This is a genomic window from Arthrobacter sp. RCC_34 (genome assembly GCF_041360795.1).
GTDB lineage: Bacteria > Actinomycetota > Actinomycetes > Actinomycetales > Micrococcaceae > Arthrobacter_E.
This window is the reverse complement of sequence record NZ_JBFUPW010000004.1, coordinates 440,436-466,012: the sequence shown is the minus strand read 5'-3', so window position 1 is coordinate 466,012 and position 25,577 is coordinate 440,436. Positions and strand designations below refer to the sequence as shown.

At 66.4% G+C, this 25,577-nt stretch carries 19 protein-coding genes; 11 read left to right on the top strand and 8 right to left on the bottom strand.

The features are described 5' to 3' along the window. The first annotated feature begins 144 nt into the window (after positions 1 to 144). Positions 145 to 639 carry a MarR family winged helix-turn-helix transcriptional regulator gene (locus AB6732_RS16595; RefSeq protein WP_370960987.1) on the top strand — a complete coding sequence of 165 codons (495 nt, stop codon included), beginning with the start codon at positions 145 to 147 and terminating at the stop codon, positions 637 to 639. Positions 640 to 731: 92 nt separating this feature from the next. On the opposite strand, the gene AB6732_RS16590 is transcribed toward AB6732_RS16595, so the two are convergent. Then, positions 732 to 1,634 carry a LysR family transcriptional regulator gene (locus AB6732_RS16590; RefSeq protein WP_370960986.1) on the bottom strand — a complete coding sequence of 301 codons (903 nt, stop codon included), beginning with the start codon at positions 1,632 to 1,634 and terminating at the stop codon, positions 732 to 734. 243 nt (positions 1,635 to 1,877) lie between these two features. On the opposite strand from AB6732_RS16590, the gene AB6732_RS16585 reads away from it, so the two are divergent. Continuing rightward, the gene (locus tag AB6732_RS16585) at positions 1,878 to 5,435 is read left to right on the top strand and encodes a proline dehydrogenase family protein (protein ID WP_370960985.1); all 3,558 of its coding nucleotides are present in this window, start codon (positions 1,878 to 1,880) and stop codon (positions 5,433 to 5,435) included. A 94-nt stretch (positions 5,436 to 5,529) separates the two neighbouring features. Here AB6732_RS16585 and AB6732_RS16580 read toward each other — a convergent pair whose 3' ends face one another. Further along, on the bottom strand, positions 5,530 to 6,519 hold the full coding sequence (locus AB6732_RS16580) for an ABC transporter substrate-binding protein (protein ID WP_370960984.1): 990 nt from the start codon (positions 6,517 to 6,519) through the stop codon (positions 5,530 to 5,532). Positions 6,520 to 6,774: 255 nt separating this feature from the next. On the opposite strand from AB6732_RS16580, the gene AB6732_RS16575 reads away from it, so the two are divergent. Continuing rightward, complete coding sequence (locus tag AB6732_RS16575) at positions 6,775 to 7,272, top strand: hypothetical protein (RefSeq protein ID WP_370960983.1); 498 nt, start codon at positions 6,775 to 6,777, stop codon at positions 7,270 to 7,272. A gap of 16 nt (positions 7,273 to 7,288) precedes the next feature. Here AB6732_RS16575 and AB6732_RS16570 read toward each other — a convergent pair whose 3' ends face one another. Together AB6732_RS16570 and AB6732_RS16565 are read right to left on the bottom strand one after the other, a co-directional pair. Beyond that, positions 7,289 to 8,101 carry a slipin family protein gene (locus AB6732_RS16570; protein ID WP_370960982.1) on the bottom strand — a complete coding sequence of 271 codons (813 nt, stop codon included), beginning with the start codon at positions 8,099 to 8,101 and terminating at the stop codon, positions 7,289 to 7,291. Positions 8,102 to 8,202: 101 nt separating this feature from the next. Next, the gene (locus AB6732_RS16565) at positions 8,203 to 8,928 is read right to left on the bottom strand and encodes a GAP family protein (RefSeq protein WP_370960981.1); all 726 of its coding nucleotides are present in this window, start codon (positions 8,926 to 8,928) and stop codon (positions 8,203 to 8,205) included. Between the two features lie 81 nt (positions 8,929 to 9,009). Here AB6732_RS16565 and AB6732_RS16560 point away from each other — a divergent pair, with 81 nt between their 5' ends. The 3 genes from AB6732_RS16560 (at position 9,010) to AB6732_RS16550 (ending at position 11,026) form a co-directional block, all read left to right on the top strand. Continuing rightward, entirely contained in the window at positions 9,010 to 9,606 is a 597-nt protein-coding gene (locus tag AB6732_RS16560) for a TetR/AcrR family transcriptional regulator (RefSeq protein ID WP_370960980.1), read from the top strand. Between the two features lie 109 nt (positions 9,607 to 9,715). After that, positions 9,716 to 10,702, top strand: coding sequence for an LLM class flavin-dependent oxidoreductase (locus tag AB6732_RS16555; RefSeq protein WP_370960979.1), 987 nt, complete (start codon positions 9,716 to 9,718; stop codon positions 10,700 to 10,702). Positions 10,703 to 10,750: 48 nt separating this feature from the next. After that, positions 10,751 to 11,026, top strand: coding sequence for an acylphosphatase (locus tag AB6732_RS16550; RefSeq protein ID WP_370960978.1), 276 nt, complete (start codon positions 10,751 to 10,753; stop codon positions 11,024 to 11,026). A gap of 27 nt (positions 11,027 to 11,053) precedes the next feature. On the opposite strand, the gene AB6732_RS16545 is transcribed toward AB6732_RS16550, so the two are convergent. Continuing rightward, on the bottom strand, positions 11,054 to 11,932 hold the full coding sequence (locus tag AB6732_RS16545; protein WP_370960977.1) for a LysR family transcriptional regulator: 879 nt from the start codon (positions 11,930 to 11,932) through the stop codon (positions 11,054 to 11,056). A gap of 75 nt (positions 11,933 to 12,007) precedes the next feature. Here AB6732_RS16545 and AB6732_RS16540 point away from each other — a divergent pair, with 75 nt between their 5' ends. Further along, positions 12,008 to 13,012, top strand: coding sequence for an EamA family transporter (locus tag AB6732_RS16540; protein ID WP_370960976.1), 1,005 nt, complete (start codon positions 12,008 to 12,010; stop codon positions 13,010 to 13,012). A gap of 122 nt (positions 13,013 to 13,134) precedes the next feature. Further along, entirely contained in the window at positions 13,135 to 15,900 is a 2,766-nt protein-coding gene (locus AB6732_RS16535) for a beta-N-acetylglucosaminidase domain-containing protein (RefSeq protein ID WP_370960975.1), read from the top strand. 35 nt (positions 15,901 to 15,935) lie between these two features. On the opposite strand, the gene AB6732_RS16530 is transcribed toward AB6732_RS16535, so the two are convergent. The 3 genes from AB6732_RS16530 to AB6732_RS16520 form a co-directional block, all read right to left on the bottom strand. Then, positions 15,936 to 16,871 (bottom strand): AEC family transporter, encoded by a 936-nt coding sequence (locus AB6732_RS16530; RefSeq protein WP_370960974.1) that lies wholly within the window; start codon positions 16,869 to 16,871, stop codon positions 15,936 to 15,938. A gap of 872 nt (positions 16,872 to 17,743) precedes the next feature. Further along, positions 17,744 to 18,940 carry an FAD-dependent monooxygenase gene (locus AB6732_RS16525; protein ID WP_370960973.1) on the bottom strand — a complete coding sequence of 399 codons (1,197 nt, stop codon included), beginning with the start codon at positions 18,938 to 18,940 and terminating at the stop codon, positions 17,744 to 17,746. Positions 18,941 to 19,145: 205 nt separating this feature from the next. Next, entirely contained in the window at positions 19,146 to 20,771 is a 1,626-nt protein-coding gene (locus AB6732_RS16520; protein WP_370960972.1) for a DHA2 family efflux MFS transporter permease subunit, read from the bottom strand. Between the two features lie 109 nt (positions 20,772 to 20,880). On the opposite strand from AB6732_RS16520, the gene AB6732_RS16515 reads away from it, so the two are divergent. From AB6732_RS16515 to AB6732_RS16505, 3 genes are all read left to right on the top strand, one after another. Beyond that, a complete protein-coding gene (locus tag AB6732_RS16515; RefSeq protein ID WP_370960971.1) occupies positions 20,881 to 21,378 on the top strand; it encodes a MarR family winged helix-turn-helix transcriptional regulator in 498 nt (165 codons plus the stop codon). 1,188 nt (positions 21,379 to 22,566) lie between these two features. After that, complete coding sequence (locus tag AB6732_RS16510) at positions 22,567 to 24,894, top strand: hypothetical protein (RefSeq protein ID WP_370960970.1); 2,328 nt, start codon at positions 22,567 to 22,569, stop codon at positions 24,892 to 24,894. Between the two features lie 17 nt (positions 24,895 to 24,911). After that, the gene (locus AB6732_RS16505) at positions 24,912 to 25,556 is read left to right on the top strand and encodes a hypothetical protein (protein ID WP_370960969.1); all 645 of its coding nucleotides are present in this window, start codon (positions 24,912 to 24,914) and stop codon (positions 25,554 to 25,556) included. Positions 25,557 to 25,577 lie beyond the last annotated feature (21 nt).

Genomic DNA, 25,577 nt, shown 5'->3' with positions numbered 1-25,577 from the left:
GACCCTGCGCCGTCGGAGCCGGCATCGACCCACACCATCGTGAGGGTGCCGGCCCGACGGCCTCCCCGCCCGCGGCTGCGGCCTCTGGCCGCGCCCCGGTGCGGACCGCGCAAACACCTCGATGTGGAAAAGGCTGATCTTTCGATGGCACTCGAACTGATCGACAAGCACTGGAACGACGACGGCGACAGCAGCGCCCCAGGCGACACCCTCAAGCTCCTCCGCGAGTTCACCGTGGCGGCCGAGCGGGCCCGCGAAAGCATGCGCCGCGAACTCGGGGTGAACGCCACCGACCTCGCGGCCCTGGAATACCTGCTCATCGAGAGCGACGCGTGGGGTGTCATGGCGACCGCGCTCGGCAAGCAACTCGGGCTGTCCTCGGCGTCCACCACCATCCTCGTGTCCCGTCTCGAACGGGCCGACTATCTGCGGCGGGAGCCCGCGCCCCGGGACCGCCGCGCCAACCTGCTCTTCCCGACGGAGCGGGCGCAATCGCTGCTGCGCTCCATCGTCGAGCATCAGACCGACGCACTCGCCGCCGTCGTGCGCTCCTTCGACCGGGAGGACCTGGACGTGGTTGAGGAGTTCCTCGGCGCGAGCATTGCCGCGCTCCGGAACCCGCTGCCGCCGCGGGACTGAACGCCGAGGGACTGAACCGCGCCGCTCACCGCAGCGTGGCTGACGTCCGCCCGGGGATCGCCTGTCGCCGCCGGTCCCGAACCTCGATGCCCTCACGCCCCCGCGGGATCCAGCCTCCGTGCGGTCTCCTCGAGGGCGTCGCGCACGGCGGTGATGGCCGGGTGGCCCACGCTGGCGAGGCGGGCCGACGTGAACACGGTGCGCAGGGGAGCGCTGGGCAGATCGACCAGCCGCACGGAGGACTTGCTCCGGCCCACCCAGATCAGATCGGGGAGAAGCGCTACGGCGTGCCCGGACTCCACCAGGCTGATGTGCGCCTGGAGGTCGGCGGTCTCGTACCGGACATCGGGTTCGAAGCCGGCAAGCCGACAGGCCTGCTCCGCCCAGTGCCGGGTCGCGGCGCCCCGGGGTTCCATGACCCACGGCAGGTCCGCTGCGTCTGTGAGCTGCTGCAGGGTGTTCTCCGGCGGCACCGCGAGCCGGATCGCGTCCTCCACGAGGGGCTTGCGGTCCAGGCCGGGCAGATGGGGCGCGGCATGGTGCGGATACTGCTCCGCGACCACCAGATCGAAGCCGTGCGCCCAGGTCTCGTGCAGAGCCGTCTCCGGTTCGTATTGCACCATTTCGATCCGCAGCGCCGGATGCTGTTCGGCCACGGCCTGGAGCGTCGCCGGGAGGAGGGCGAGCATCGCGCTCTGGAAGACGGCCATCCGCACGGTGCCCCTGATCTCGTCCTGGCTCGCGGCCACGGCGGCCTCGGCCCGTTCGAAGGCGTCCAGCAGCTCGCCCGTGTGCTCCGCCAGAAGCTGGGCCTGCGGGGTCAGCAGCACCCCGCGGCCCGACTTCCGCATGAGCTCAACGCCCACTTCCTTCTCCAGGAGAGCGAGCTGCTGGGAGACGGAGGACGGGCTGTAGGCGAGGGCGTCGGCCACCCCGGCGAGCGTCCCGCGGATGCTCAGTTCACGGAGCAGTCGGAGCCTGCGGATCTCCAGCATCGGGGCCTCATTTCGGGGGTGCCGGCGACCCCGCGGAAGGGCCGCATTGATAGTTCACTAAAGCTGATCCATATCCTACAGAAAACATCACTTTTCCTAATTTTCCTTGAGGCGCATACTGATGATCAGATCGATCCGGCGGCCTGATTCACAGTCGAATCACGGGACGCCGATCACCCCCTCTCTCCGCTCCCGGTGACGCAACCCGGAACCGGCGGACAACACTGAAGTGCAAGGAGCGCCATGACCACCCCTGCTCGTGTCGAACTGCCATCCGTGAGGCCACAGGACCTGGCCACGGAGGCCATCGCCCTGGTGCGCCGCTGGCTCGAGGAGGGCTCCCGGATCCCCGTGGACGCCTCCGCGGCTCAGCTGGCCGGCGTGCTCAAGGATCCCAACGGCCTGGCGTTCACCGTCGGCTTCGTGGACGGCGTCGTCCGCCCCGAGGACCTGAGTGTCGCCGCCCGCAACCTCAAGGCCCTCGCCCCCAAGGTGCCGGCGTTCCTGCCCTGGTACATGAAGTCCGCCGTCGCCCTGGGCGGCTCCCTCGCCCCGGTCCTGCCCGGCGTCGTCATCCCCGTGGCCCGCCGCGTGCTGCGCGAGATGGTCGGCCACCTGATCGTGGACGCCACGGACGCCAAGCTCGGCGCCTCGATCCAGAAGATCAAGAAGGACGGCATCCACCTCAACGTCAACCTTCTGGGTGAGGCGATCCTCGGCCAGAACGAGGCCTCCCGACGCCTCGAGGGCACCCGGAAGCTCCTGGCGCGTCCCGACGTCGACTACGTCTCCATCAAGGTCTCCTCCACGGTCGCCCCGCACAACCACTGGGCGTTCGACGAGGCCGTCGAGCACATCATCGAGAAGCTCGCGCCGCTGTACCGCCTGGCCGCCTCCTCCAGCCCCCGCAAGTTCATCAACCTAGACATGGAGGAGTACAAGGACCTGGAGCTGACCATCGCGGTCTTCACCCAGCTCCTCGACCGCCCCGAGTTCAAGGACCTGGAAGCCGGCATCGTGCTCCAGGCCTACCTCCCGGACGCCCTGAGCGCCATGATCCGCCTCCAGGAGTGGTCGGCCGCCCGCACCGCCCAGGGCGGCGCCCCCATCAAGGTCCGCGTCGTGAAGGGCGCCAACCTGCCCATGGAGCAGGTCGACGCCGATCTGCACGGCTGGCCTCTGGCCACCTGGGGCAGCAAGCAGGACTCGGACACCTCCTACAAGGCCGTCCTCGACTACGCGCTGACCCCCGAGCACATCGCCAACGTCCGCATCGGCGTCGCCGGTCACAACCTCTTCGACGTGGCGCTCGCCCACCTGCTCGCCGAGGCACGCGGTGTGAAGCAGGGCCTCGAGTTCGAGATGCTGCTCGGCATGGCGACCGGCCAGGCCGAAGCCGTGAAGCGCACCGTCGGCTCGCTGCTCCTCTATACCCCCGTCGTGCACCCGGGCGAGTTCGACGTCGCCATCGCCTACCTGATCCGCCGCCTCGAAGAGGGGGCCAGCCAGGAGAACTTCATGTCCGCCGTCTTCGAGCTGGACAAGAACGAGGGCCTGTTCGAGCGCGAGAAGAACCGCTTCCTCGCCTCCCTGGAAGCTCTGACCGACACCGTCCCCGGCCCGAACCGCGTCCAGGACCGCAGCGCGTTCGACGCCGCGGCCCTGGCCGAGGAGGAGCTCTCCCGCGCCGCGCTCGGCACCGGCGAGGCCGGCTTCGGCGGCCCGACCCTCAGCTTCGACAACACCCCGGACACCGACCCGGACCTCCCGGCCAACCGCACCTGGGGCCGCGCCATCCTGGACCGCGTGCCCGGCACCGCCCTCGGCCTGGCGACTGCCGACTCCCACGTGCTGAACACCGCGGAAGAGCTCGACGCCGTGATCGCCACCGCCGTCGCGCGCGGCGCCGAGTGGGGCTCCCTCACCGGCGCCCAGCGTGCCGAGATCCTGCACCGCGCCGGCGTGCGCCTGGAGGCCCGCCGCGCCGAACTGCTCGAGGTCATGGCCGCCGAGTGCGGGAAGACCCTGGACCAGGGCGACCCCGAGGTCTCCGAGGCCATCGACTTCGCCCACTACTACGCCGAGCTCGCCAAGGAACTCGACCACGTGGACGGCGCCACCTTCGTGCCCTCCAAGCTGACCGTCGTCACCCCGCCGTGGAACTTCCCGGTCGCCATCCCGGCCGGCTCCACCCTCGCGTCGCTGGCCGCCGGCTCCGCCGTCGTCATCAAGCCCGCCAAGCAGGCCCGCCGCTCCGGCGCGGTCATGGTCGAGGCCCTCTGGGAGGCCTTCGATGAGGCAGGCATCGACCGCAGCGTGCTGCAGTACGTCCAGCTGGCCGACCGTGACCTCGGCACCCGCCTGGTCTCCCACCCGGCCGTGGACCGCCTGATCCTGACCGGCGGCTACGAGACCGCCGAGCTGTTCCGCAGCTTCCGCAAGGACCTGCCGCTGCTGGCCGAGACGAGTGGCAAGAACGCCATCATCGTCACCCCCTCCGCCGACCTGGACCTCGCCGCGAAGGACGTCGTCCAGTCCGCGTTCGGCCACGCCGGCCAGAAGTGCTCCGCCGCCTCCCTGGTGGTCCTGGTGGGCTCCGTCGCCACGTCCCGCCGCTTCAACCAGCAGCTCGAGGACGCCGCACGCTCCCTCAAGGTCGGCTACCCCGTGGACCCGCAGACCCAGATGGGCCCGGTCATCGAGCCGGCCCAGGGCAAGCTCCTGCGCGGCCTGACCACCCTCGGCGAAGGCGAGCAGTGGCTGCTCAAGCCCCAGAAGCTGGACGAGTCCGGCAAGCTGTGGAGCCCGGGCGTCCGCACCGGCGTGAAGCGCGGCAGCGAGTACCACAAGACCGAGTACTTCGGCCCGATCCTCGGCGTCATGACCGCCGAGACCTTGGAGGAGGCCGTCGCGATCGTCAACGAGATCGACTACGGTCTGACCTCCGGCCTGCACTCCCTGGACCCGGCCGAACTGGACTACTGGCTGCAGAACATCCAGGCCGGCAACCTGTACGTCAACCGCGGCATCACGGGCGCCATCGTGCGCCGTCAGCCGTTCGGCGGCTGGAAGAAGTCCGCTGTCGGCGCGGGCACCAAGGCCGGCGGCCCGAACTACCTCGTGGGTCTGGGCTCCTGGAAGGACGCCGACGTGTCCGCCGCCGGCGCCCCGACCGCTGCGGCCCGTGGCCTCCTCGCGGCCGCCCGTTCCGCAGAGCTCGGCGCCGAGGACCTCGCGTGGCTCGAAGGCGCTCTCGCCTCCGACGCCGTCGCTTGGGGCGCCGAATTCGGCGCCGCCCGTGACGCCTCCGGCCTGACCGCCGAGCGCAACGTGTTCCGTTACCACGCCGTCCCGGCCACGATCCGCTTCGAGTCCGGCGCTTCGGGCCGGGGTCTGGCGGAGCTGGTCCGCGTCGCCGCCGCCGCGGCCACTGCGTGGGGCGGACGCACTCCGGAGGGCACCGTGGTGAGCTCCGCGGAGCAGCTGCCCGCCGCCGTCGTGCAGGCACTGAGCGCTGCCGGCATGCCGGTCATCCTGGAAGACGACGCCGCGTGGGCCGCCCGCGTCGGCCGTCTCGCCGCGAAGAACGGCCCGGAGTCCTCGGCCCGCATCCGCCTGATCGGCGCCCCGGTGCTGCCGACCGCCGAAGCGGCCGACGGCAAGCCGGACGTCGCGATCTACGCGAACGACGTCGTCGCCGCGGGCCGCGTAGAGCTGCTGACCTTCCTCAAGGAACAGGCCGTCTCCATCACCGCGCACCGCTTCGGCACGCCGAACCACCTGTCGGACGCGCTGATCTAGCAGCGCCTCCCTCACGGCCGCGAAGTAACAGCTGACGCCCCTAAAACTCGGTTTTAGGGGCGTCAGCTGTTACTTCGCGGCGTAGCGGAGGGGGCTACTTCTTCGGCAGGCCCGGAGGGTTCAGTTCGGAGGTGGGGATGCCCTCCTCCTTCAGACCCCAGCGGTCCAGGATCTTGCCGTAGGTGCCGTCCTTGATGAGGTCGTTCAGGGCGGCCTGTGCGGCCTTGGCGAAGCCGTTGCCCTTCTTGGTGCCGACGGCGATGTTCGCCTTCAGCGGCCAGCCGCCGTCGAGGAGACCCACGAGCTTCGTCTGACCGTTCTTGGCCGCCTTGTAAGCGGCGGTCGCGTTGGGACCGAGGGTGAGGTCCGCGCGGCCGGACTGGAGGGCCAGCGAGGAGGCCGAGTCGTCGTCGTAGTACTGGAACTGGACGGGGGCCAGGCCGTTTTTCTTGTTCTCGGCGTCCCAGGCCAGCAGGATCGACTCCTGGTTGGTGCCGGAGCCCACGATGATCTTCTTGCCCGCCACATCGGCCGGCTTCTGAATCGAGCTGATGGAGCTGTCGTTCTTGGCGTAGAAGCCGAGCTTGTCGCTGCGGTAGCTGGCGAAGTCGAACTTCTCCTTGCGCTCCTCCGTCACGGTGACGTTGGAGATGACGGCCTCGTACTTGCCGGAGGCGACGCCGAGCGGCCAGTTCTCCCAGGTGGTGGGGACGACCTCCGCCTTGAGACCGAGTTTCTCCGCGACGGCGAAGGCGATGTCGACTTCGTTGCCCACGGGGGTCTTGTCGTCGTTGGCGTAGACGGCCAGCGGGGCCGCGAAGGGGCTGACCGCGACGGTCAGCTTCCCGTCGGCCTTCACGGCGTCCGGGACGAGGGCGGCGGCCGCGGGATCAGCGGTGACCGGGAACCGGTCCTGCTGCGGCGTCAGGTTGAAGACCTTGCCGGAGACGGTGGCGGAGGGTGCGGGCGACGCGTCCTTGTTCCCGGCGGCGTTCGCGCCGGGGTCTGAGCAGGCGCTGAGCCCCACGGAAACGCTGGCGAGGAGGACGACGGCGGCCGCAGCGGTTGATCTTGCAGAGCTCATGATGACCTTTCGAAAGTAGAGCTGGTGCAGCAACTTTCACGGTCGCCGGAGTGCCTCGTCAAAGCCGTTCGACACGATGCGTGACGCGCGGAAACACGGGGAATCACGGCGTCACCGAGCGTCGCACACGGGGTCATGGGGCGTGCGGAAAGGTCATCTGGAAGCGTGTGGTTCCGTGGAGTGGGTCCCTCCGTGACGGGCCTCCGGAGCGCAGAAACCCGTCCCGGGAGCCCGGGGTGGGACTACTGTGCAGGGATGAGGAATTCGTATCCCGTGGGCGTCACTCTCCGGGGCGAGCGGCTGTGGCTGGTCTGGCAGTCCGAGAATGTGGCGGACGACGCCGCGCTGCCGGACGGGCTCGCGGTGGAGCAGGGCCGGATCGTCCATGCCCGCACCGAGGAAGGGCTGGAGGAACTCGCTGCCCGCTTCGGTTTCGACCGGGACGAGGAATCGCTGATCGTGGATCTCGATGCGGTGGAGGATGTGCCGGCCAAGCCCTCAGGAGACGACGCCTGTTCCCGCCTCGTGGAGGCGTGGAACCTCCTCGGGGACGTGGCCTCCAGCGTGGGTGCGGACCTGGCCGACCGGGGACCGATGGCCGAGCGGTGCTACGACAAGCTGTTCACCGGGATGAATCTGGAGTCGCTGACGCCTGCGGGGGAGCATGTCACCCCGGTCTTCTCGGGGGAGGAACGAGACGCCCTGACGGCTGTGCTGCGCCGTGGCATCGCCATTCTCGAGGCTCACCTCTGAGGGGACCGTGGGCGGCTCAGGCCGCTTTGCCCGGACTCGCCGGCGTGGAGGAGGCCGCCTGACCCTCCCGAGCCAGGAATGCGGAGAGTTCCCCGATCGTGCTCATGAGCGGCGCCGGGAAGACGACCGTGGTGTTCTTGTCCACGCCGATCTCCACCAGGCTCTGCAGATTGCGGAGCTGCAGCGCGAGAGGGTGGGCCATCATGGTGTCTGAGGCATCACCCAAGGCAGCGGCCGAGATGGCCTCGCCTTCGGCCGCGATGATCTTGGCCCTCTTCTCCCGCTCGGCCTCGGCCTGGCGGGCCATGGCGCGTTTCATGGCGTCCGGAAGCTGGATGTCCTTCAGCTCCACCAGGGTCACTTCCACGCCCCAATCGGTGGTGAGGACGTCGAGGATCTGACGGATGTCGTCATTGATCCTTTCGGTCTCGGAGAGGGTCTGGTCGAGAGTGTGCCGCCCCACCACGCGTCGCAGCGTGGTCTGGGCGATCTGATTGATGGCGGCCGCGACGTTCTCGATCGCCACCACGGACTTCACGGCATCCACCACACGGTAATAGGCCACCGCGGAGACATCCACGCTGACGTTGTCCTGGGTGATGATGCCCTGGGACTGGATCGGCATGGTCACGATCCGCAGGCTCACCAGCGGCAGATGATCCACCACGGGGATGATGAGACGGAAGCCGGGCATGCGCACCCCGACCACCCGTCCGAGCCGGAACAGAACGCCCTGTTCGTACTGCCGGACGATGCGGATGGACGCTTTCGCCAGGATGATCAGCAGCACGATGACGACGCCCAGGACGATGAGAGCAACGGGGTCCATGGGGATCCCCTCCTTAGCTTACGAAGCCGTCCGGAAGCGCTTCTGCTCCGGGGGGAGCTCCTTCTTCCATTGTCTCTCCGATGGGGCAGAATGGCTCCGGTTCACGCCACCCAGCCGAGCGCCTTGGCAGCGTGTACGGCGAGCAGGAACCCCACGATCCCGATGATCCAGAGCGTGGTGGAGCGGGCGCTGCGGGTGAGCCAGGCGTCGAGTCTCCTCAGAGGCCCCTCGACGATCCGCCGCGCGAACAGCCGGCCCGCGGTCAGCGCCAGCGCGGGCGCGATCATCACCAGGCAGTAGAGCGCCAGGACCAGCAGCGCCGTCGGCTGGTCCGCGGTCTGCGTCGTGATGATGCCGGTGGCCGCCAGATACGGCAGCATCGACGCGATCTCCACGACGACGGCGCTCACCGCCAGCCCCATGAGCGCTGCGGATCCGCTGTTCTCACCCATGGCCTGGTCGCGCCAGCGCCGCAGCCGCCCGGGCTGAGCCCCGCGCTCCGCGGCCCGTGCCCTCGCGGCCTTGGTGTCCAGGGCGAAGCTGAGGACCAGCAGCGTCACACCGAGAAGGAGCTGGAGGAACTGCGCCGGGGTGGAGTCGAGAAGGCCGGACGCGTTCTTCAGCAGCAGGCCGCCGCCCGTCATGAGGACGATCCCCACAGCAAAGTACGCGACCGCCACCGTTCCCAGATACAACGCGATCCGTCCGGGCCGCATCCGCCCCGGCGCCATGAGCAGCCACACCGGCACCAGGAGCGTGCCGAAGCTGAGGGAATCCGTGAGGGCGAGGAGCAACAGTGCCCCCGCCGCTTCGCCGGGAATGATCATCAGGTCTCCTCGCTCGTTGCACATCATCATTGGTACAGTCGTACCAACTTGAGGCTAGCACGAGTGTACTAGGATGGCAGGGTGGGATACACGCCGCGCGAAGAGCGCAAAGCACGACTGGCCGAGGCGGTCTGGGAGATCGTCCTGGAACAAGGCATCAGCGCGGTCTCCGTCCGAACGGTCGCGGCCCGGGCCGGGGTGGCCGTCGGCTCCTTACGGCATCTCTTCCCGACGCAGTCAGAGCTGCTCGAATTCTCCGCCGAACTCATGGTGGAGCGAGCCACGGAGCGAGTCTCCGCGCTCGTCCCGGGCGCGGACCCGGTGGAGTACGTCCTCGCCGTGATCAGCGAACTCCTGCCACTCACGCCGGAGACTCGCCGCGAGTTCGAACTCAACATGGCCCTGATCGCGGAGACCCCGGGGAACCCCGGACTCGCCCGGGCCCGCGACGACGCCCATGCGCGCCTCCTGGATCTCTTCATCCGGCTGGCCGGGTTCCTGCGGGGCGAGGAGCCGTCCGGGGAGGGCCCGCGGCACGACGGACGGCGCCTGCTCGCCCTCTGCGACGGCCTGGGACTCCACCTGCTGCATCAGCCGGCCGACGCGGACACCGGGTGGGCCGTCGTCCTGATCCGTGAGGAGCTCGACAGGATCCGGGGCGCCGAACGGGTGCGCTGAACCGTCCTGTGCGGCACGCGGCGGATCTCACAGGAATGCCCGGCCCCGCGCCGTCGTTGTCGCAGATGTGGCCGGTGATCCCGGCGCGGAACACCGATGAAAGGCAGTCATGTCCCTGAAGCTCTCCATCCTCGACCTCGCGACCATCGGACCCGGGCAGAGTGTGAAGGAGAGTCTGGATGGCAGCGTGGCCCTGGCGCAGCTCGCCGAGGACGCCGGATATGAGCGCGTCTGGTACGCCGAGCACCACAACATGGCCAGCATCGCGTCGTCGGCCACGAGCGTGCTGATCGCGCATGTCGCCGCCCACACGAAGACCATCCGCCTCGGCGCCGGCGGCATCATGCTGCCGAACCACTCGCCGCTGACCATCGCGGAGCAGTTCGGCACCCTCGAATCCCTGCATCCAGGACGCATCGACCTCGGCCTGGGCCGCGCCCCCGGCAGTGACCAGAACACCATGCGGGCCCTCCGCCGCGACGCCATGGCCGCCGACACCTTCCCGCAGGACGTTCAGGAGCTCCAGGCCTTCCTCGGTGACAGCACCCTGATCCCGGGCGTCGAGGCCACCCCCGGCAAGGGCACGCACGTGCCGCTGTACATCCTCGGATCCTCGCTCTTCGGCGCCAAGCTCGCGGCCGCGCTCGGTCTGCCGTACGCGTTCGCGTCCCATTTCGCCCCCGCCGCGCTGCAGGACGCGGTCCGCATCTACCGCGAGCAGTTCAAGCCCTCCGCGCAGCTGACCGAGCCGTATGTGATCGCGGGTGTGAACGTCGTGGCCGCGGACTCGACCGCGCAGGCCCAGGATCTCCTCCGCGACGCGCTCCGGCAGCGTGTGCAGACCTTCTTCGGCCGTGGTCACACCTTCACGGACGAGGAGGCCGATCTGGTGCTCGACGCCCCGCAGGGCCAGCACCTGCGGGAGATGGTCAAGTACTCCGCCGTGGGCGAGCCCGCCGCCGTTTTGGAGTACCTGGAGGGCTTCGCGAAGCACGCCGACGCCGACGAGCTGATCGTCGCCCACCAGGCCCCGGGCACCGAGGCCAAGCTGCGCTCCGCCGAACTGCTGGGCCAGATCGCGCTCGGCCAGGGCTGAGCAGGGCCCGGTCTCGCCAACGGCCGCGCCGTGGATCATCATGAGGACATGGAACGGATTCGACTGCTGATCACGGGGCGGGTCCAGGCCGTGGGCTACCGCTTCGCCATGTGCCAGGCGGCGGAGGACATCGGCGTGAGCGGCTGGGTGCGGAACCGCGCGGACGGCTCCGTCGAGGCCGAAGCCGAGGGCGATCCGAAGCGCCTCGCCGACCTTGTGGCCTGGGCGCACCACGGGCCTCGCTGGGCCCGGGTGGATGCGGTCCGGTCCGAGCCGGTGCCGCCGACCGGCGGAACCGGCTTCGATGTCCTGCCGGACGCATGAGCAGCGGCGGGGGACCGCCGTCGTCGGTCAGGGTGTGAGCAGCTCCGCGACGAGTTCTGTGAACGCGCGCGCCGCGGGGCTCGGGTGCAGCCGGTCCCAGATGAGGATCTCGTGCCGCACGGTCTCCTCGATGAGCGGCACCACGACGACGCCGGGCATCGCCGCCGCGTAACGGCTCGGCAGGAGGGCCACGGCCAGGCCACTGACGATCAGTTCCCGGGTCAAGTCCATGGATCCGAGTTCGTAGGCCACCTGGCGTTCGACGCCGGCCCGCGCGAACGCCGCGTCGCTCTGTTTGCGCCCCGCGGAGGTGCGCGGGAAGTCGGCGAACGGCTCCTCCGCGAGGTCGGCGAGGGAGAGCCTGTCCCGCGTGGCGAGGGGGTGCTCCGGAGCGAGGGTCGCGGCCAGCGTGTCCCGCGTCAGGGCGCGCTGCGCCACGCCCTCCACGCGCGTGCCGTCGAGGAGTCCCAGGAAGCCGATGTCCAGGGTCCCGGCCCGCACCTCCGCGATCATCTCCTCGCTGTTCGCGACCCGTGCTGCGAGCAGGAGTTCAGGAAAGCGCGTGCGGCATGCGCGGAGCACGGCGGGGAGGTCCACGGCCGTGACGGTGGGGATCACTCCGATCCGGAGGGTGCCCCGGACCGTACCCTGGGCCGCTGCCGCCTCATCCCTGGCCCGGTCCGCGGCGTCGAGTGCGGCACGGGCGTGGGGCAGGAACGCCTCGCCGGCCTCCGTCAGCCGGACCTGGCGGCTGGAGCGCACGAACAACTGCACTCCGAGTTCGCGTTCCAACGCCGCGATCTGGTGGCTCAGGGCCGATTGCACCACGAAGTTCCGGGCCGCGGCGCGGGTGAAGCTCCCGGTCTCCGCGATGCCGACGACGTACCGCATCTGCTGCAAGTCCATGCATCAAGAATATTCATGATTGGCATGAAATCCATGTGTTGGACTCATTGACAGGACCGGGGCGAGAGTGGAGGCATGACCACTTCACCAGCTCTTGAGACTCCTGCCGGCGCCGGCGCGACGGTCCCCGGCGCCCCCGATCCAGGAAGCCCGGGTAGCCCGGCCGAAGCCCCCGCGCCCGGCCCGGCCGCGCGGCGTCGTGCGCTGCCCTTGGCGCTCGTCACCGTGCTCGCCGCGCTGGCCCCGCTGTCCTGGGGCACCACCTATCTGGTGACCACCGACTTCCTGCCGGCCGGTCATCCGCTCTTCGCGGGGCTGGCCCGCGCGCTGCCCGCCGGGCTGGTGGCGCTCGCCCTCGGACGCGCGCTCCCGCATGGTGTGTGGTGGTTCCGGGCGGCCGTCCTGGGGCTGCTGAACATCGGCTTCTTCTTCCCGCTCCTGTTCATCTCCGCCGCGCATCTGCCGGGCGGGGTGGCCGCGACGCTCGGCGCCGCGCAGCCCCTGCTCGTGGCTTTCCTCGCGGTCGCGGTGCTCCAGGAGAAGCTGGTGTTCTGGCGCCTCGCGTGGGCCGTGGTGGGTGCGGTCGGCGTGGGCTTCGTGGTCCTGGGGCGGTCCGCCGGTCTCGACGCCGTCGGCGTCCTCGCGGGTCTCGCGGGCACGGCCTCCATGGGCCTGGGCGTAGTGCTGACCAAGAAGTGGGGGCGTCCCGCAGGCGTCCGACCGCTCGCAATGGCCGGCTGGCAGCTCACGGCCGGTGGACTGTTTCTCCTCCCGCTCACGCTGCTGGTGGAAGGCCTGCCCGCCGACGTCGGCCCCCGCGCCCTGGGCGGTTACCTCTGGCTGGGACTTGTCGGCGGACTGCTGGCGTACGCGCTGTGGTTCTGGGCCATCGGGAAACTGCCGGTCACGCGGGCCTCGCTCCTCGGCTTCCTCTCGCCGCTCATGGCGGCCGGCCTGGGGGTCCTGGTGAAGGGCGAGACGTTCGGGCCGTTGCAGGTGGTCGGGCTGATCCTGGCCTTCGGGGCGATGCTGCTCGGACAGCTGGGTGGGTGGCGGGCGAAGCCGGCCGAAAGGGGCTGAGTGCGCGGCCTGCCCGAAGGCGCCCCTAGCCAAGAAGTGATCTACGTCATAGCCTTTTTGTGATTCCTTAACCGATTTAGAGAGCAGGATCTCGCATGGTGTTGATGGGAAGGCTGGATAGGATGTCAGGGCGGGGCGCGCGTGGCGATCGCGCCGCACGCCGCACCGGGACCGCGGCGCTGGTCGTCGCACTCGCCGTCGGAGGTCTGAGCGCCGGTGCCGTCCCGGCATCCGCACTCACCACGTCGAACCCGGTCGCCGCCACTGAGAGCCCGGGAACGCCGCCCGCTGTGCTTCCGACGCCTCAGTCGGTGCGGGCAGGGGGCGAGGCGGTGCCGCTCACCGGGAAGGTCACCATCGTCACCGGACGCCAGGCGGATCAGCCCACGGTGGACCTGGTGCGTCGGATCGTCCAGCAGGCCGGGGGCAAGCCCGAAGTCTCCTCGACACCGCGGTCGGCGGGTAAAGAGATCTATCTGGGAACAGCGCAGGACAACCCTGCGATCGCCCGCGTGGTGGCCGGAATGGGCGCCCAGGACGCGACAGGCCTTCGGGCCGACGGGTATGTGCTGTCCTCCGGGCGTTACGAAGGCCGTCCCGTGATCGCCCTCAACGGCTACGACGCGCGGGGCACGTTCTACGCCGCCCAATCGCTGCGGCAACTCGTCCAGGGGAAGTCCGTGCCCGGCGTCGTCGTGCGAGACTGGCCTCTCATGTCCATCCGTGGCGCCATCGAGGGGTTCTACGGGATTCCCTGGTCGCAGCAGGCGAGGCTGGACCAGTTCGCCTTCTACGCCGAACACAAGCTCAACACGTACATCTACACCCCGAAGGACGACGCGCTGCTGCGGGCCCGCTGGCGCGCTCTTTACAGTGGCGCCGATCTGCAGCGGATGGATCAGTTGGTCAAGGAGGCGAACGCCCAGCACGTCGACTTCACCTTCGCGCTCTCGCCGGGCAACGATGTCTGCTACTCCTCGGACGCCGATTTCCAGGCCACGGTGGCGAAGTTCGAGCAGCTCAGGAACCTCGGCGTGCGGTCCTTCTACGTCGCGCTGGATGACATCCCTCTTTCCTTCCATTGCGCCGAAGACAAGGCGAGGTACCCCGATCAGGGGAACTGGCACTGGCTTGCCGATGCTCAGGCCGATTACCTGAACCGGCTGCAGAACGAGTACATCAAGCCTCACGGACTGCCTCCGCTGCAGACGGTTCCCACGAACTACAACGGCTCTGGTCCGGATCCGTACAAGGGGGAATTCGGGTCCCGGCTGAATCCTGACATCCGAGTGCAGTGGACCGGCGAGGGGGTCTTCTCCGACACCATCACGGCGGCCTCGGTCCAGCGTGCGAGCACCTCGTACGCCACCAAGCACCTGTACATCTGGGACAACTTCCCGGTCAACGACGGTCAGCGTGGCCGTCTGTTCCTGAACCCGCTCACCGGGCGGGACCCGGATCTCTACCGGTACATCGACGGCATCACCTCCAACCCGATGATCGAACCGTACGCCTCGCTGCCGTCGCTCGCCGGCTACGGTGACTACACGTGGAACGGCCCTGCCTATGACCCGGCGAAGTCCATGACGTCCGCGCTCAATGAGCTTGCAGGTCCGGATGGTGCAACCCGGACGGCGATGACCACCTTCGCGGACCTCAACCAGAACTGGCCGTACCGCCCCAGCACCGAGAATGCTCCGGCCCTGAACCAGGACATCCGGGACTTCTGGGCAGCGCGTGAGGTTAAGAACCCCGCGGCCGGGGCGGCGCTGCTGACGCGGCTGGCGGCCATCGAGCGGCTGCCCCAGACCTTGGGGCGGATGGCGCAGCCTGGATTCGCGCAGGATGCCAAGCCGTGGGTCGACGCCGCCGCGCGCTGGGCCGCTGCGATTCGCCATCAGGTGGCCATGCTGAAGGCGCTCGACGCCGGCGACGGGCCGACTGCCACCACGGAGTACTTCGCGGCGGCCGCGGCGATCGAACAGGCCAAGAAGCCCACCGTTCCCGACCTGGGAGAGGGGGGAACGGTAGTGCGGAACGCGATCACGCCTTCCGTCGGCGACGGCGCCTTCGAGGCATTCAGCACGAAGGCGTCCGGGATCTACCGGGACTGGCTCGGAGCAACCCCTCTCGTCACTCCGGCCCACCCTGGTGTCGCGTCCAGCACCCTGGGGACGTATTCGACCTACACCACGGACAAGATGACCGATGGTGATCCGCAGACGTTCTACTGGTCGAACCAGGCGCCCGTTGCGGGAAGTGCGGTGCAGCTCGACCTCGGCTCCGTGAAGCCGGTGGGGTCCCTCGTGGTGCGGCAATCGGACAGTGACACCCAGACCGGCGACATGATCTACAACGCCGCGCTGGACTATTCGGCGGACGGTGTCACGTGGACCACGGCGGGCACCTTCACGGCCCGGCCGCTCGTGCAGTACACCTTCGATACGCCGGTGCAGGCGCGGTACGTCCGCTGGCGGGCGACCGCGCCGAACCCGGGCGGGCAGTGGGTCAAGATCCGCGAGATCCAGGCGGCTGCGCCGTCGTCGGCCACGAGCAACCTGGCCTCCGTGCCCGGTCAAGGGGCGCCTGCGGCGTTCGACGCCGATCCCGGAACCGCCTATCAAGCGGCATCGACTCCGGTATCCGGTTCGTTCCTGCAGCGCACGCTCGACGCGCCGGTGTCCGCGCGACAGGTCGAGGTGGTCGGGTCGGCAAGCGGCACGGTTCAGGTGCTGCGGAACGGCTCGTGGGCGGACCTCGGGGTCATGCAGGAGGGAGCGCTGTATGCGGCCTTCACGGTGGACCCTGCGTGGGCGGTGTCCGGGGTCAGGATCCTGTTCTCTCCCGGCTCCCCGGCGCCCAGGGTGAACGAACTCGTGTTCCGCTGAGTCAGGGCTGGCGAATCGGAGCGGGCCCCGTGACCTCAGTGCAGGAACGCGGCGATCACCAGCATGGCCGGGACGGCGATGATCGTGGTGATCAGCACCGTGTCCTTGGCGATCGTCACGCCCTGCTGATAGCGGTTCGCCGCGACGAACACGTTCTGCGCGGTAGGCAGTGCTCCGGCGATCGTGGCTGCGAACAGGCCATGACCGTCGAGCCCCAGGATGAAGTGTGCCGCCAGGAACGCGAGCACCGGGTGCAGCAGCAGCTTGAAGGACGACGCCACCAGGATGTCCGTGCGGCGCCCGCTCGCGGCGGACAGCGGCCGGTTCCCGTTCAGAGACATGCCGAACGACATGAGCATCGCGGGGACGGCGGCGCCGCCGATGAAGTGGATCGGCTGCAGCACCAGATCCGGGAGCCGGAGGTGCAGCGCGGAGAGCGCCAGGGCGAGGGCCGACGCCACGATGACAGGGTTCCTGAGGATGATCAGGAGGAACTTGAACACGGGGTTCTGCCGCGTGCTGCGCCCGCCGAGCGTCGCATCCAGGAGCATCAGGTTCAGCGGGTTGTAGAAGGCCAGCTGGAAGATCAGCAGGGGAGCGACGTAGGAGGCGTCGCCGAGCACGTAGACCGCGATCGGGATGCCGAGGTTGGCGCTGTTCGCCTGGCTGGCGCTCATGGCGCCGATGATGCTCTCCGGGCTGTCGCGCTTCAGGAGGAGCTTGCTGACCAGGAGGTAGGCGATCCCGACGGCGGTGCCGCTGATGGCGGCCACCGCGAGCTGCGGGCCGAGGACGTCCTCGAGGCGCGCCTTGGACAGGGTCTCGAACAGCAGTGCGGGGCTGGCGACGAAGAAGGCCAGGCGGCTGAGGGTCTGGCCGGCGTTCGGTCCTAGGATTCCGCGGCGGCCGACGAACCAGCCCACCCCGATGATGGCCCAGACCACGAAGAAACCGGCGAGAACTCCCAACACGGTCCCAGCGTAGCCCGAAGTCCAGAGTGTGGACTATTTCGTCTCATTTATTGGGCGGCCGTGGTTCCGTGGAGTTCTAGCCGGCGTGGATGGAAATTGCCGCGGATCCGGCCCGCACGGCTGCTCCGGAGCCTCCAGGGCTGTCGCGTAGTCGTCGCCTTCGCCTCGACGTACTGGATGATCTTGGGGACCTCTTGGTCTCTACCTGTGAGCCATACCTGCAGGGGCATCGTCGTGGTCGAGTGGCTGCGGCCGGAGAGCTGGAAAGGGAGCGATTGATCGCGGGGCATGAAAGGGCCGGCCTGGAACGCCAACCGATAGCTTGAAGGCCTAAACGGTGTCTCGTTCAGGGATGGGAAGCCCTTGGTCCCGCAGTCGCTCTAGGACCTCATGAGCGGCGTGAGCTGAGATGTCGCTCGGCAGGTCATGGCGAAGCGCGTCGACCACGGTAGCGTGCAGCTCGTCATAGGGCCGTTCGCTCGAAAAAGTGTTGTCAGGCATTGCGTCAGCTTATGCGCTTCCTTTCCTGGGCGAGTCAATATCGGTCGTTTCTGACGCGCCGGAGAGGTCCGTGGGTTTGGTCCGTTATCCGCGCAAGGCTGCGGTGAAGAGTGCCGGTCGGAATGATCTGGTGGTCATTTTACTTGCTGTGTCGTGCAGTCGACGCCGGTCCAGGCATTAATTGCGATTGTTCTATACCAGCAGCCCTACTGGGCCGCGGAGGCTGCAAATCCTGGAGGGCCAGTGTGGTCCAGCGACCGGCGGGGTGCTCGCGAGTGAGTTCGCGAGGTTCCAGAGCCGTTCACTGGCTTCGTGGTAGTCGGCACCTTCGGCTTCTAAGAGCATCGCGTCGCCGTCCGCGGGAGCACTTGCTAGTGCTGTTCGAGGTGCTGGTAGTCGGGTAGCTCGATCTTCTCTGCGGGTGGGGAGAAGAACCGGTCGCCGATGATGTCGAAGGCGCGGGACGTCCCGATCTTGAGCGCGAGTCGGAGGAGAGCGATTCCCGGTGCGGACTTGGGGTTGGCTAGACGCGGGGTTCCTGGGGGCAGGTTCTGGGCTTGTTCGACGTAGGGGCGCATGATGCGTTCGTAGCCGCGGAAGGCGTCTCGGTGGTCGACGTGTGCTGCGAGTTCTCCGGCGAGGACGTATGCGCCGACGAGTGCGAGGCTAGTTCCCATGCCGCTGATTGGGGAGGCGCATGCGGCTGCGTCTCCGACGACGGCGATGCGTCCGGTGGACCATTGAGGCATCTGGACCTGCCCGAGGTATTCGAAGTACATGTCCGATTCGCTGTCGAGGGCGTCGAGGACTCGAGGTGCTTCCCAGCCCGCGTCCTTGAATACGGTTTTCAGGACGCGCTTTTGAGCGTCGGGGTCCCGGTCGTCGTAGCCGGCACGGTCGGAGATGAAGGACAGGGCGGCGCGGGTGGTGCCCTTGTTGTCGGGGCGGAGGATGATCGCGCGGCCCCCGGTGGCGTTGTACCAGCGGGCCCACTGGGTGTCGGCGTCGAGGCGGGGGATCGTGAGGAATGCGGTGTAGAGGCCGAGTGGGCGGATGGTGACGTCGTTGAAGGCGAGGTCTCTGGAGCGGGAGTTCTTGCCTTCGGCGAGGACGACGAGATCGAAGGTGCGGTCCTCCCCATTTGCGAAGGAGACGGTGACGTCGTTCTGGTTGTGGTGTAGTGCGGTGATGGTGTCGCCGAAGTTGTACTTCGTGCCGGGCGTGGTCGCGTCGACGAGGATGCGTGCGAGATCGCCCCGGAGGATCTCGAGTTCAGCGGTGGCCCCGCCACCCCCGTCGCTGACGCGTGATGCTGCGACGGTGTGTCCGTGGGCGTCGACGAAGCGGGTTCCGACTTCACCGGTGGTTGCGTCCCGGATGGTGTGTTCGATGCCCATGCGGCATGCGATCGTTTGGCCGGCGCCGCGTATGTCGATGTTCTGGCCGCCGGTTCGAAGTTCCGGGGCTCGTTCGATGATGGTGGTTTCCCATCCGTATCTGTGCAGCCAGTAGGCCAGTGTCGGGCCGGCGATGCTCGCCCCGGAGATTAGCACGGTCTTCTTGCTCATGGAGTGGGGTCCTTTGATGGTCGCATTGCGGTTCGCGGCTGCGGTTGTCGTAATCGCACGGTCGTCGGGCTCACCGTCACCGGCCTGGGCTTCTCACGGGCGGCGCCGCGGACGAGTTCTCTGAGGCTATTGGATGACCAGTGCCCTCCAAGCAACGCAGGGGCGTCGGAGGAGGGCGCTGGTGCGCGGGATCCGCGTGGGCGGACTAGTCGGCGGGGTTCGACTCAACTGCTTCAGGCATTGAGCTGTGGCCGGCCGCCTCGTTGTTCGGGATGAGGAATGTGGCAATGACACCGACAACCAGGAATCCCGCAGCGAGCAGAGAACCGAGCATGACGGCGTGGGTCATCGCGTCGCGAGCGATATCGGCCACGAAACCGTAGCCGGGGATCTCCCTGATCGGACCGATCGCGGCGCCGGCGCTGTCGGTGACCGCGTCGCTGAACTTTGTCGCGTCGGTCACGGACAGGCCCTTGTCTTCGAGCCGGTGCTGCAGGGTACTTCCGAGCGTGGAGAAGAACACCGTGGTGAGGGCGGCGATACCGAGTGCCGAGCCGAGTTGACGGAAGGTGCTCTGGATTCCGGAGCTCTGTCCGCCTTCGTCGGCCGGGACGTCGGCGAGAACGACGTTCGTGACCTGTGCGGTGGCGAACCCGACACCGATGCCGTAGAAGAACAGTACGACGGAGATGAGGAACCAGTTCGCATCGGTGAACGCCGCCACCACGCCGAGGCCTGCGAGGCCGGCTACTTCCAGGATCAGGCCGATGCGTACCAAGGTGAGGGGTGTGAGCTTGCCTGACATCGGGAAGCTCGCGCCGCTGGCCACGAAGCTGCCGATTGCGATCGGCACCAGCGCGAGACCGGCCTGCAGCGGCGTGTAGTCGAGCGTGAACTGCAGCCACAACGGCAGAACCGCGATGATGCCGAACTCGCCCAGCCCGATGATGAGCGTCGCGATGTTGCCGTTACGGAACGAAGCGATAGAGAACAATTTCGTGTCCATCAGCGGCTGATGCCTGCTACGACCCCGGCTGACGATGACCTGCCGCCAAACAAATAGGAGCAGCAGCAGCGCGGAGATCACCAGGGCGACGAACGCGGGAGACAGACCCGAGTCCCAGGTCCATTCGAACAGCTCGAACCTTTCCTCGCTCATCACCCAGCCATAGACGCGGCCTTCGACGAGACCGAAAGCCAACAGCCCGAGGCCGATGATCGACAGGACGGCGCCGACGAGGTCCACTCCGCCCTTCGACTTGCCCGGCTGCGAGAGGAACAGTGCCGCGATGATCAGAATGGCGATCGTCAGCGGGATGTTGATGCCGAACGCCCACCGCCACGAGGAGTTCTCCGATAGCCAGCCGCCGAGAACCGGGCCGAGAGCCGTGGCTGCGCCGATCGTCGACCCCCAGACGGCGAAGGCTTTGCCGCGTGCCGGTCCCGTGAAGGCGTGGTTCAACAGAGCCAGTGACGTCGGCAGGATCGCGGCCGCTCCCACCCCCTGCAGGAAACGAGCGAGGATCAGTGTCTCCCCATTCGGGGCGAGTCCTGCGAGCAAGCTCGTCACTCCGAAGATGACAACACCGACGACAAAGACTGTCTTCGAGCCCCATAGATCGGCGATACGACCGACGACCAGCAGCAGAGCAGCGAAGACGATCGCGTAGGACTCCTGAATCCACTGCGCCTGGCTGGAGTTGATCCCCAGGTCATCAATCACTGACGGGGTGATGACGTTCACAATCGTCGTGTCGACGACGATCAGCGCCACACCCAGCGCCACGGCTATCAGCCCTATCCAACGACGGGCTCCGGCAGACACAGCCATGAACACACTCCAAAACATTTGATGATCAAATAACTTGACCATAGAATAGCTTGACGGAGTGATAAACTGCAACCGGCGGCAGAGCGGTGTGCCACGTGAGGAGATGCCGATGGAGAACGAGGAAACGGTCGCGGTGCCTGTGGGGCACTATCTCTTCAACGAAGCCCTGCGCGAGTACGGCGCCACCTACGCCAACGTCGCTCGAGCGTTCGCAGCGCGCGAAGGGCTGCACTCGACGGACGCCACCGCGATGATCGAGATCCTCGCAGCAGAGGAAAGAGGCGACCCCCTCTCGCCGGCCAGGCTCAGCGACATCATTGGGCTTACCTTCGGCGCCACCTCATCACTGCTCAACCGGTTGGAGAGCGCAGGTCACGTCACCCGCAGCCGCGTACACGCAGACCGCCGCATCGTCACGCTGCACTCCACCCCGGGGGTGCAAGCGATCGCCGACGACTACTTTGACCCGCTGGGCGCGAACATCGCCAATGTCCTCACAAAGTATTCCCCCGACACCATCGAGACATTCACTCGACTACTCCACGAGATCTGCACCACGATGGGCGAGTACATGGTCGCGCCCGCGCGCCCCTCGATCGGCGACTGACGCCACCGCCACCTGCCCGCTCTCGCCACGGTCGGGTTCGCTAACCGCTCTGGCGAAATCGGTCGTTTCTGACTCACCTCGAATGGTGACAATGTGTTGGCCCGAACCCTTCGACGTGGGCGGGCCGGGTGTAGCCAGTGGTTGACGAAGCCGGGGAATTCAGTCGGAATAGCCCGTCTGCCGTTTCCAGGCCGCTGGTGGATCATATTGGTCATCCCAGAGCATGGGTCGATAGGAGCAGCATGCTGTTTGGCCGGGCCCGGGCCAGGGCTTTCCGAATGAGCGCCGACATGCCCAGACGTCTGGCGTGTTGGGGTTACAAATCACACGGATTCGGGGCGGTCGTACCCGGTCCGAGTAGTCCAAAGTGGCGCCCGGGAGGAAGTCCTGAGCGCGGGTGCTGACCAGCAGCCACGCCCCCGGGCAGCCGTAGCGCTCAGTGGCTGTTCCCACTGTGATTTCGGGATTGATCACCTCATAGGTGTAGATCAGCCCGCAGCACCCTCCTTCCTCAATGTCAACCATGACAGCACCGCCGAGGGATGCAATTTGAGAGATCGCAGCTGAAGTCACCGTGAACGGTGGGAGCGGTACCTGGTCCATACGAGCCGTTCTACACGGCAACACTGACACTTCATTATCGGGCGCTCTTCTGCTGATAGACGGTCCACTTGTTGGTGTTCCTGGCTGAGCCAAATTCGTTGGCGGTCTCAACCCGCCAATGCACCACCGCCTGGGCTGATTCTAGGAGTTTGTTGGTGATGTGTTGCCGGCCACATTGAGACTAGGTTGTGCGCTTGAGTGCGGGATCGGTGAAGTGCCGAGGCGGCGGACCGGGGTCACGGACACGGTCATCGCGGACCTTACCATCGCCGATCACGACAAGTTCAGGCTTCGGAAGTTTCTTAGAGACCGTGGATGAGATGTGAGTCTTCGAGAGTGTCGAGGACATCTGTGGGCTTGCCTGACGCGATGGAGCTTCGAGGTTCTAACTGTAACGGTTCCAGCCGCCTTAGCCAGATGTTCATCTCCCACGGCCTCAGTGTCTCCTTTGGATGCCAACGTTGCATGTTATTGTCATGAATCACAATCGTGTAAGTCGGCGGGGGCCGACAGTTCATCACCGCACAGCGGAGGAAAATTGAAGAAACAAAAGCCATGGTCACAGGCCTTGTGGCTGCCCTTGTCATGACCGGAACGACCTTGGCCGGTATCACGTTTCCGGCTGACGCGAAGGCGGCCGCTCTAACCAAGGTGAGCAGGGAAGCAATGGCAAACCCGACCACCTACTCGATCCAATTTTCGTCGGCACGGTGGGCGACAGGGGCACCGAAGGTCTTCGTCGTAGACTCCGCAGACGCCATTTCGTCAGCGGTCGCGACGCCTGCTGCGGCCAGTCAAAACGTGCCGCTGCTTCTCGTAGACACCTCGGCACCACAACCGGTGCTCGATGAGATCCGCCGGCTCGGCGCACAGGAAGCGATCATGGTGGGCCCTAGCTTCAGCCCCAAGTCAATCGTCCGTCAGCAGATCAATTCCGTCACTGCGACCCAGCAGTGGATAACCGGTGCCGGACCACTAGAGATCGATGTTCCACTATCCACTAGCTTCAGTGCGCCAGTGGACGAGCTATACATCACCGATGGAGGACAGACGGCAGACCTTGTCACCGCGGCGTCGGCCTCGGCCTACCAGAAGTCGCCTCTGCTAACCATCGGCGCAACATTGGATAGCTTTGAGGAGTCAGCGCTTGCTCGTCTGAAGCCGAAACGCATCGTCTTCGTTGGAAACGCCCCCGCCGTCTCCGCAGCACTCTCTAAGGTTGAGGCTCTGGGCTACCCCACCATCTCCGTTGAAGGAACTGGTCCGGTGGAGCGCAACCAAAACGTTGTAGACATCCTCCGGGGTAAGAACATCGACACTCGCAAGTTCCGAATCTCCGTTCCTCAAGCGGCAACGGCAGCCATTCCAGCGATCTATGAAGGTGCCGTGAGTGGAACAATTATTCGCTTTGCATCATCGGGATCTGCTCTCTCCGGACCGATTGGGGTAGAAGCGAGCTCCTGGGGATCCGAAGGCAAAGATGGAAGAGTGATCGCTACGTCTTCAGCCATTGGGGATTCGTTCATGTCCCAACTTGAGAGTGCTTTGACCAAGGCACGCCCCTCAAAACCCGGGTTCCAGGTGCTTGGGTCTTCAACCGGAGCCGACGGAGTGCGAAGCGTTGAAATGTCTCCGTATGTTGGAGCGTCGCTGTACCGCATCTTTGATCTCTCTGGGGCAAAAGTCGGCGAATCGACAACCCCGTCGTTTAAGCTTCCCGCCACCGAAACCACTTTCAGCGCAAAAGCTTATGGCTCGACCGGCACCTTGCTCGCAACACGGGACTTGAGGATTGTGATCGAGGACCAGGACCAGGCGAAACCAACCATCGCGGCGGTGATCAGTTCGGACGCGCAGATCAGCGTCGTAAACTGGAAAAAGCAAGTGACCGACACTCGTCCTCGCACCATTGTCAGGTCAGAGGTCGTCCGCACGCCCGAAGGAACTCTCACCTTTCAAGGTGCAACACGGATCGGAATGACCTGTAACTCTGAGTACGTCGACAATTCGCGTCCTGCAGGAAAAGAAGTAATCTACGAAGTTCTTCAGGACGGTACGGAAAGCACGAACATCTGCGCAACGGCAAACCCTGACAGGGGCAACCGAGAAACGGAGATCAAACTCACTTCAGCCCGAGTTCCGGCATCAGCAACTCAACTGTCACTCACGAAGCCCTTTGCTGCATCGCTTGGACAGGCGTCTCCGGAGTCGAACTCGCCCACACCCACGATCGCAGAACAAGCACTGATCGATTCCCGACAGCAATCATCAGCGGGGGCCGGCGCAACCCCGATGGCCAGAAACGTGGCCGCTGCATCACCTCTGCCCTGGACCTTCCGCTATCAGACCTTCATCCGGGATCGATACATCAGGCCGGCTGATTGGGATACCCAGGTCTTCGACGGAAACGACAGAATGTTCGGAGCGTGGAGAGAGCCGTACAAGACCCGCGCCGACGTTACCTACTACTTCGACCAGAACTGGCGAATTGTTAACCGCACTTATAACAAGTCGGTTGGCGTCACGAAGGAGTACCACTGTTCCCAGGGTTCCTTCAATGACTGCCGTTTCGTAAAGCAGGCCCAGGCTAGCGCTGATGGAATTCGCATGCGGGAGTACAACCTGTGGGGAGCGCAGATCACCAATATAGATCATGACGTTGCGCTTCCAATTAAGCCGCACGGATTTGGGTGGGGTCTTATAGAGGCCCCGGGCATCTCATACGCCGCAAACTACCGGTACGGTGTCGGCGGCTTCCACCTTTCCGGTTGGCACGACGGCGCCCCTGACCATGAAATTTGGGGCGGATATGTTCCCGGAGAATATATTCCCTTCATGTTGGATGCGCGTAATTGTGACTTCGGGCGTGGCCTTGCTGGTTTCTGCAACGTTCGATTCGATATCAAGGTATGAAGTCACGTGGTTCAGCCGTGGAGGTCCCCCTGATATCTCCGCTCCAAGCGGGAATGGGGGCCTCCACGGCGATGGCATTCGGAGAAGTGCTCGCCTTGGCTGGCTTGCACTGGACCGAGAGCGTTGCGCCCCTTCAGGTCGCCAGCGCGCTGACGCCTTTTGTCGTACTGGCCTTAGCCTTGATCGTCACGAAGTCTCGATGGCCGGCCAAACTTATTGGTCTGGCAGTCGCGGTTATCTACGCCTTCCTGGGCTTCGACTCTCCGGCGAGCTTTGTCTTCCTCGGCTTCGTATACCCGTCGGTGATCCTAGCCATCCTTGCCGGCCGTAGGGCATTAGTACCCGTTCGGGCGTTGCTCATTCGTCTTCTTGGCCTAATCGTGCTGGGGCTGCTCGTGGGTGTCTCGCTGTGGTATGTCCCCTACCCTTCAGGGTGGGTCTTGGCTCTGGCGCCTTGGCTATCATCGCGCGCGCCGACGATCGTGCTCGTCTTGAATCGCTCCCTGGGGATGATCCTCGGCATTGCACTCTGGATCGCTGGCCCGTTCTCATCGGCTAGTGTCACCGGGGGTACTGCAGGTCTCTTCGCCCTGGCCGCCATAACAGTCACACTACGCGGCGCCGGCGCCTGGCCTCGACGCGCCGGCCAGTGCGAGACTTAAACGTGCGACACCTCCGGAGGC

Excerpts from the sequence above, each read along its gene's own strand:
- AB6732_RS16595 (WP_370960987.1), top strand. The coding sequence starts at position 145 with ATGGCACTCGAACTGATCGACAAGCACTGGAACGACGACGGCGACAGC.
- AB6732_RS16590 (WP_370960986.1), bottom strand. The coding sequence starts at position 1,634 with ATGCTGGAGATCCGCAGGCTCCGACTGCTCCGTGAACTGAGCATCCGC.
- AB6732_RS16585 (WP_370960985.1), top strand. The coding sequence starts at position 1,878 with ATGACCACCCCTGCTCGTGTCGAACTGCCATCCGTGAGGCCACAGGAC.
- AB6732_RS16580 (WP_370960984.1), bottom strand. The coding sequence starts at position 6,519 with ATGAGCTCTGCAAGATCAACCGCTGCGGCCGCCGTCGTCCTCCTCGCC.
- AB6732_RS16575 (WP_370960983.1), top strand. The coding sequence starts at position 6,775 with ATGAGGAATTCGTATCCCGTGGGCGTCACTCTCCGGGGCGAGCGGCTG.
- AB6732_RS16570 (WP_370960982.1), bottom strand. The coding sequence starts at position 8,101 with ATGGACCCCGTTGCTCTCATCGTCCTGGGCGTCGTCATCGTGCTGCTG.
- AB6732_RS16565 (WP_370960981.1), bottom strand. The coding sequence starts at position 8,928 with ATGATCATTCCCGGCGAAGCGGCGGGGGCACTGTTGCTCCTCGCCCTC.
- AB6732_RS16555 (WP_370960979.1), top strand. The coding sequence starts at position 9,716 with ATGTCCCTGAAGCTCTCCATCCTCGACCTCGCGACCATCGGACCCGGG.
- AB6732_RS16550 (WP_370960978.1), top strand. The coding sequence starts at position 10,751 with ATGGAACGGATTCGACTGCTGATCACGGGGCGGGTCCAGGCCGTGGGC.
- AB6732_RS16545 (WP_370960977.1), bottom strand. The coding sequence starts at position 11,932 with ATGGACTTGCAGCAGATGCGGTACGTCGTCGGCATCGCGGAGACCGGG.
- AB6732_RS16540 (WP_370960976.1), top strand. The coding sequence starts at position 12,008 with ATGACCACTTCACCAGCTCTTGAGACTCCTGCCGGCGCCGGCGCGACG.
- AB6732_RS16535 (WP_370960975.1), top strand. The coding sequence starts at position 13,135 with ATGTCAGGGCGGGGCGCGCGTGGCGATCGCGCCGCACGCCGCACCGGG.
- AB6732_RS16525 (WP_370960973.1), bottom strand. The coding sequence starts at position 18,940 with ATGAGCAAGAAGACCGTGCTAATCTCCGGGGCGAGCATCGCCGGCCCG.
- AB6732_RS16520 (WP_370960972.1), bottom strand. The coding sequence starts at position 20,771 with ATGGCTGTGTCTGCCGGAGCCCGTCGTTGGATAGGGCTGATAGCCGTG.
- AB6732_RS16515 (WP_370960971.1), top strand. The coding sequence starts at position 20,881 with ATGGAGAACGAGGAAACGGTCGCGGTGCCTGTGGGGCACTATCTCTTC.
- AB6732_RS16510 (WP_370960970.1), top strand. The coding sequence starts at position 22,567 with ATGACCGGAACGACCTTGGCCGGTATCACGTTTCCGGCTGACGCGAAG.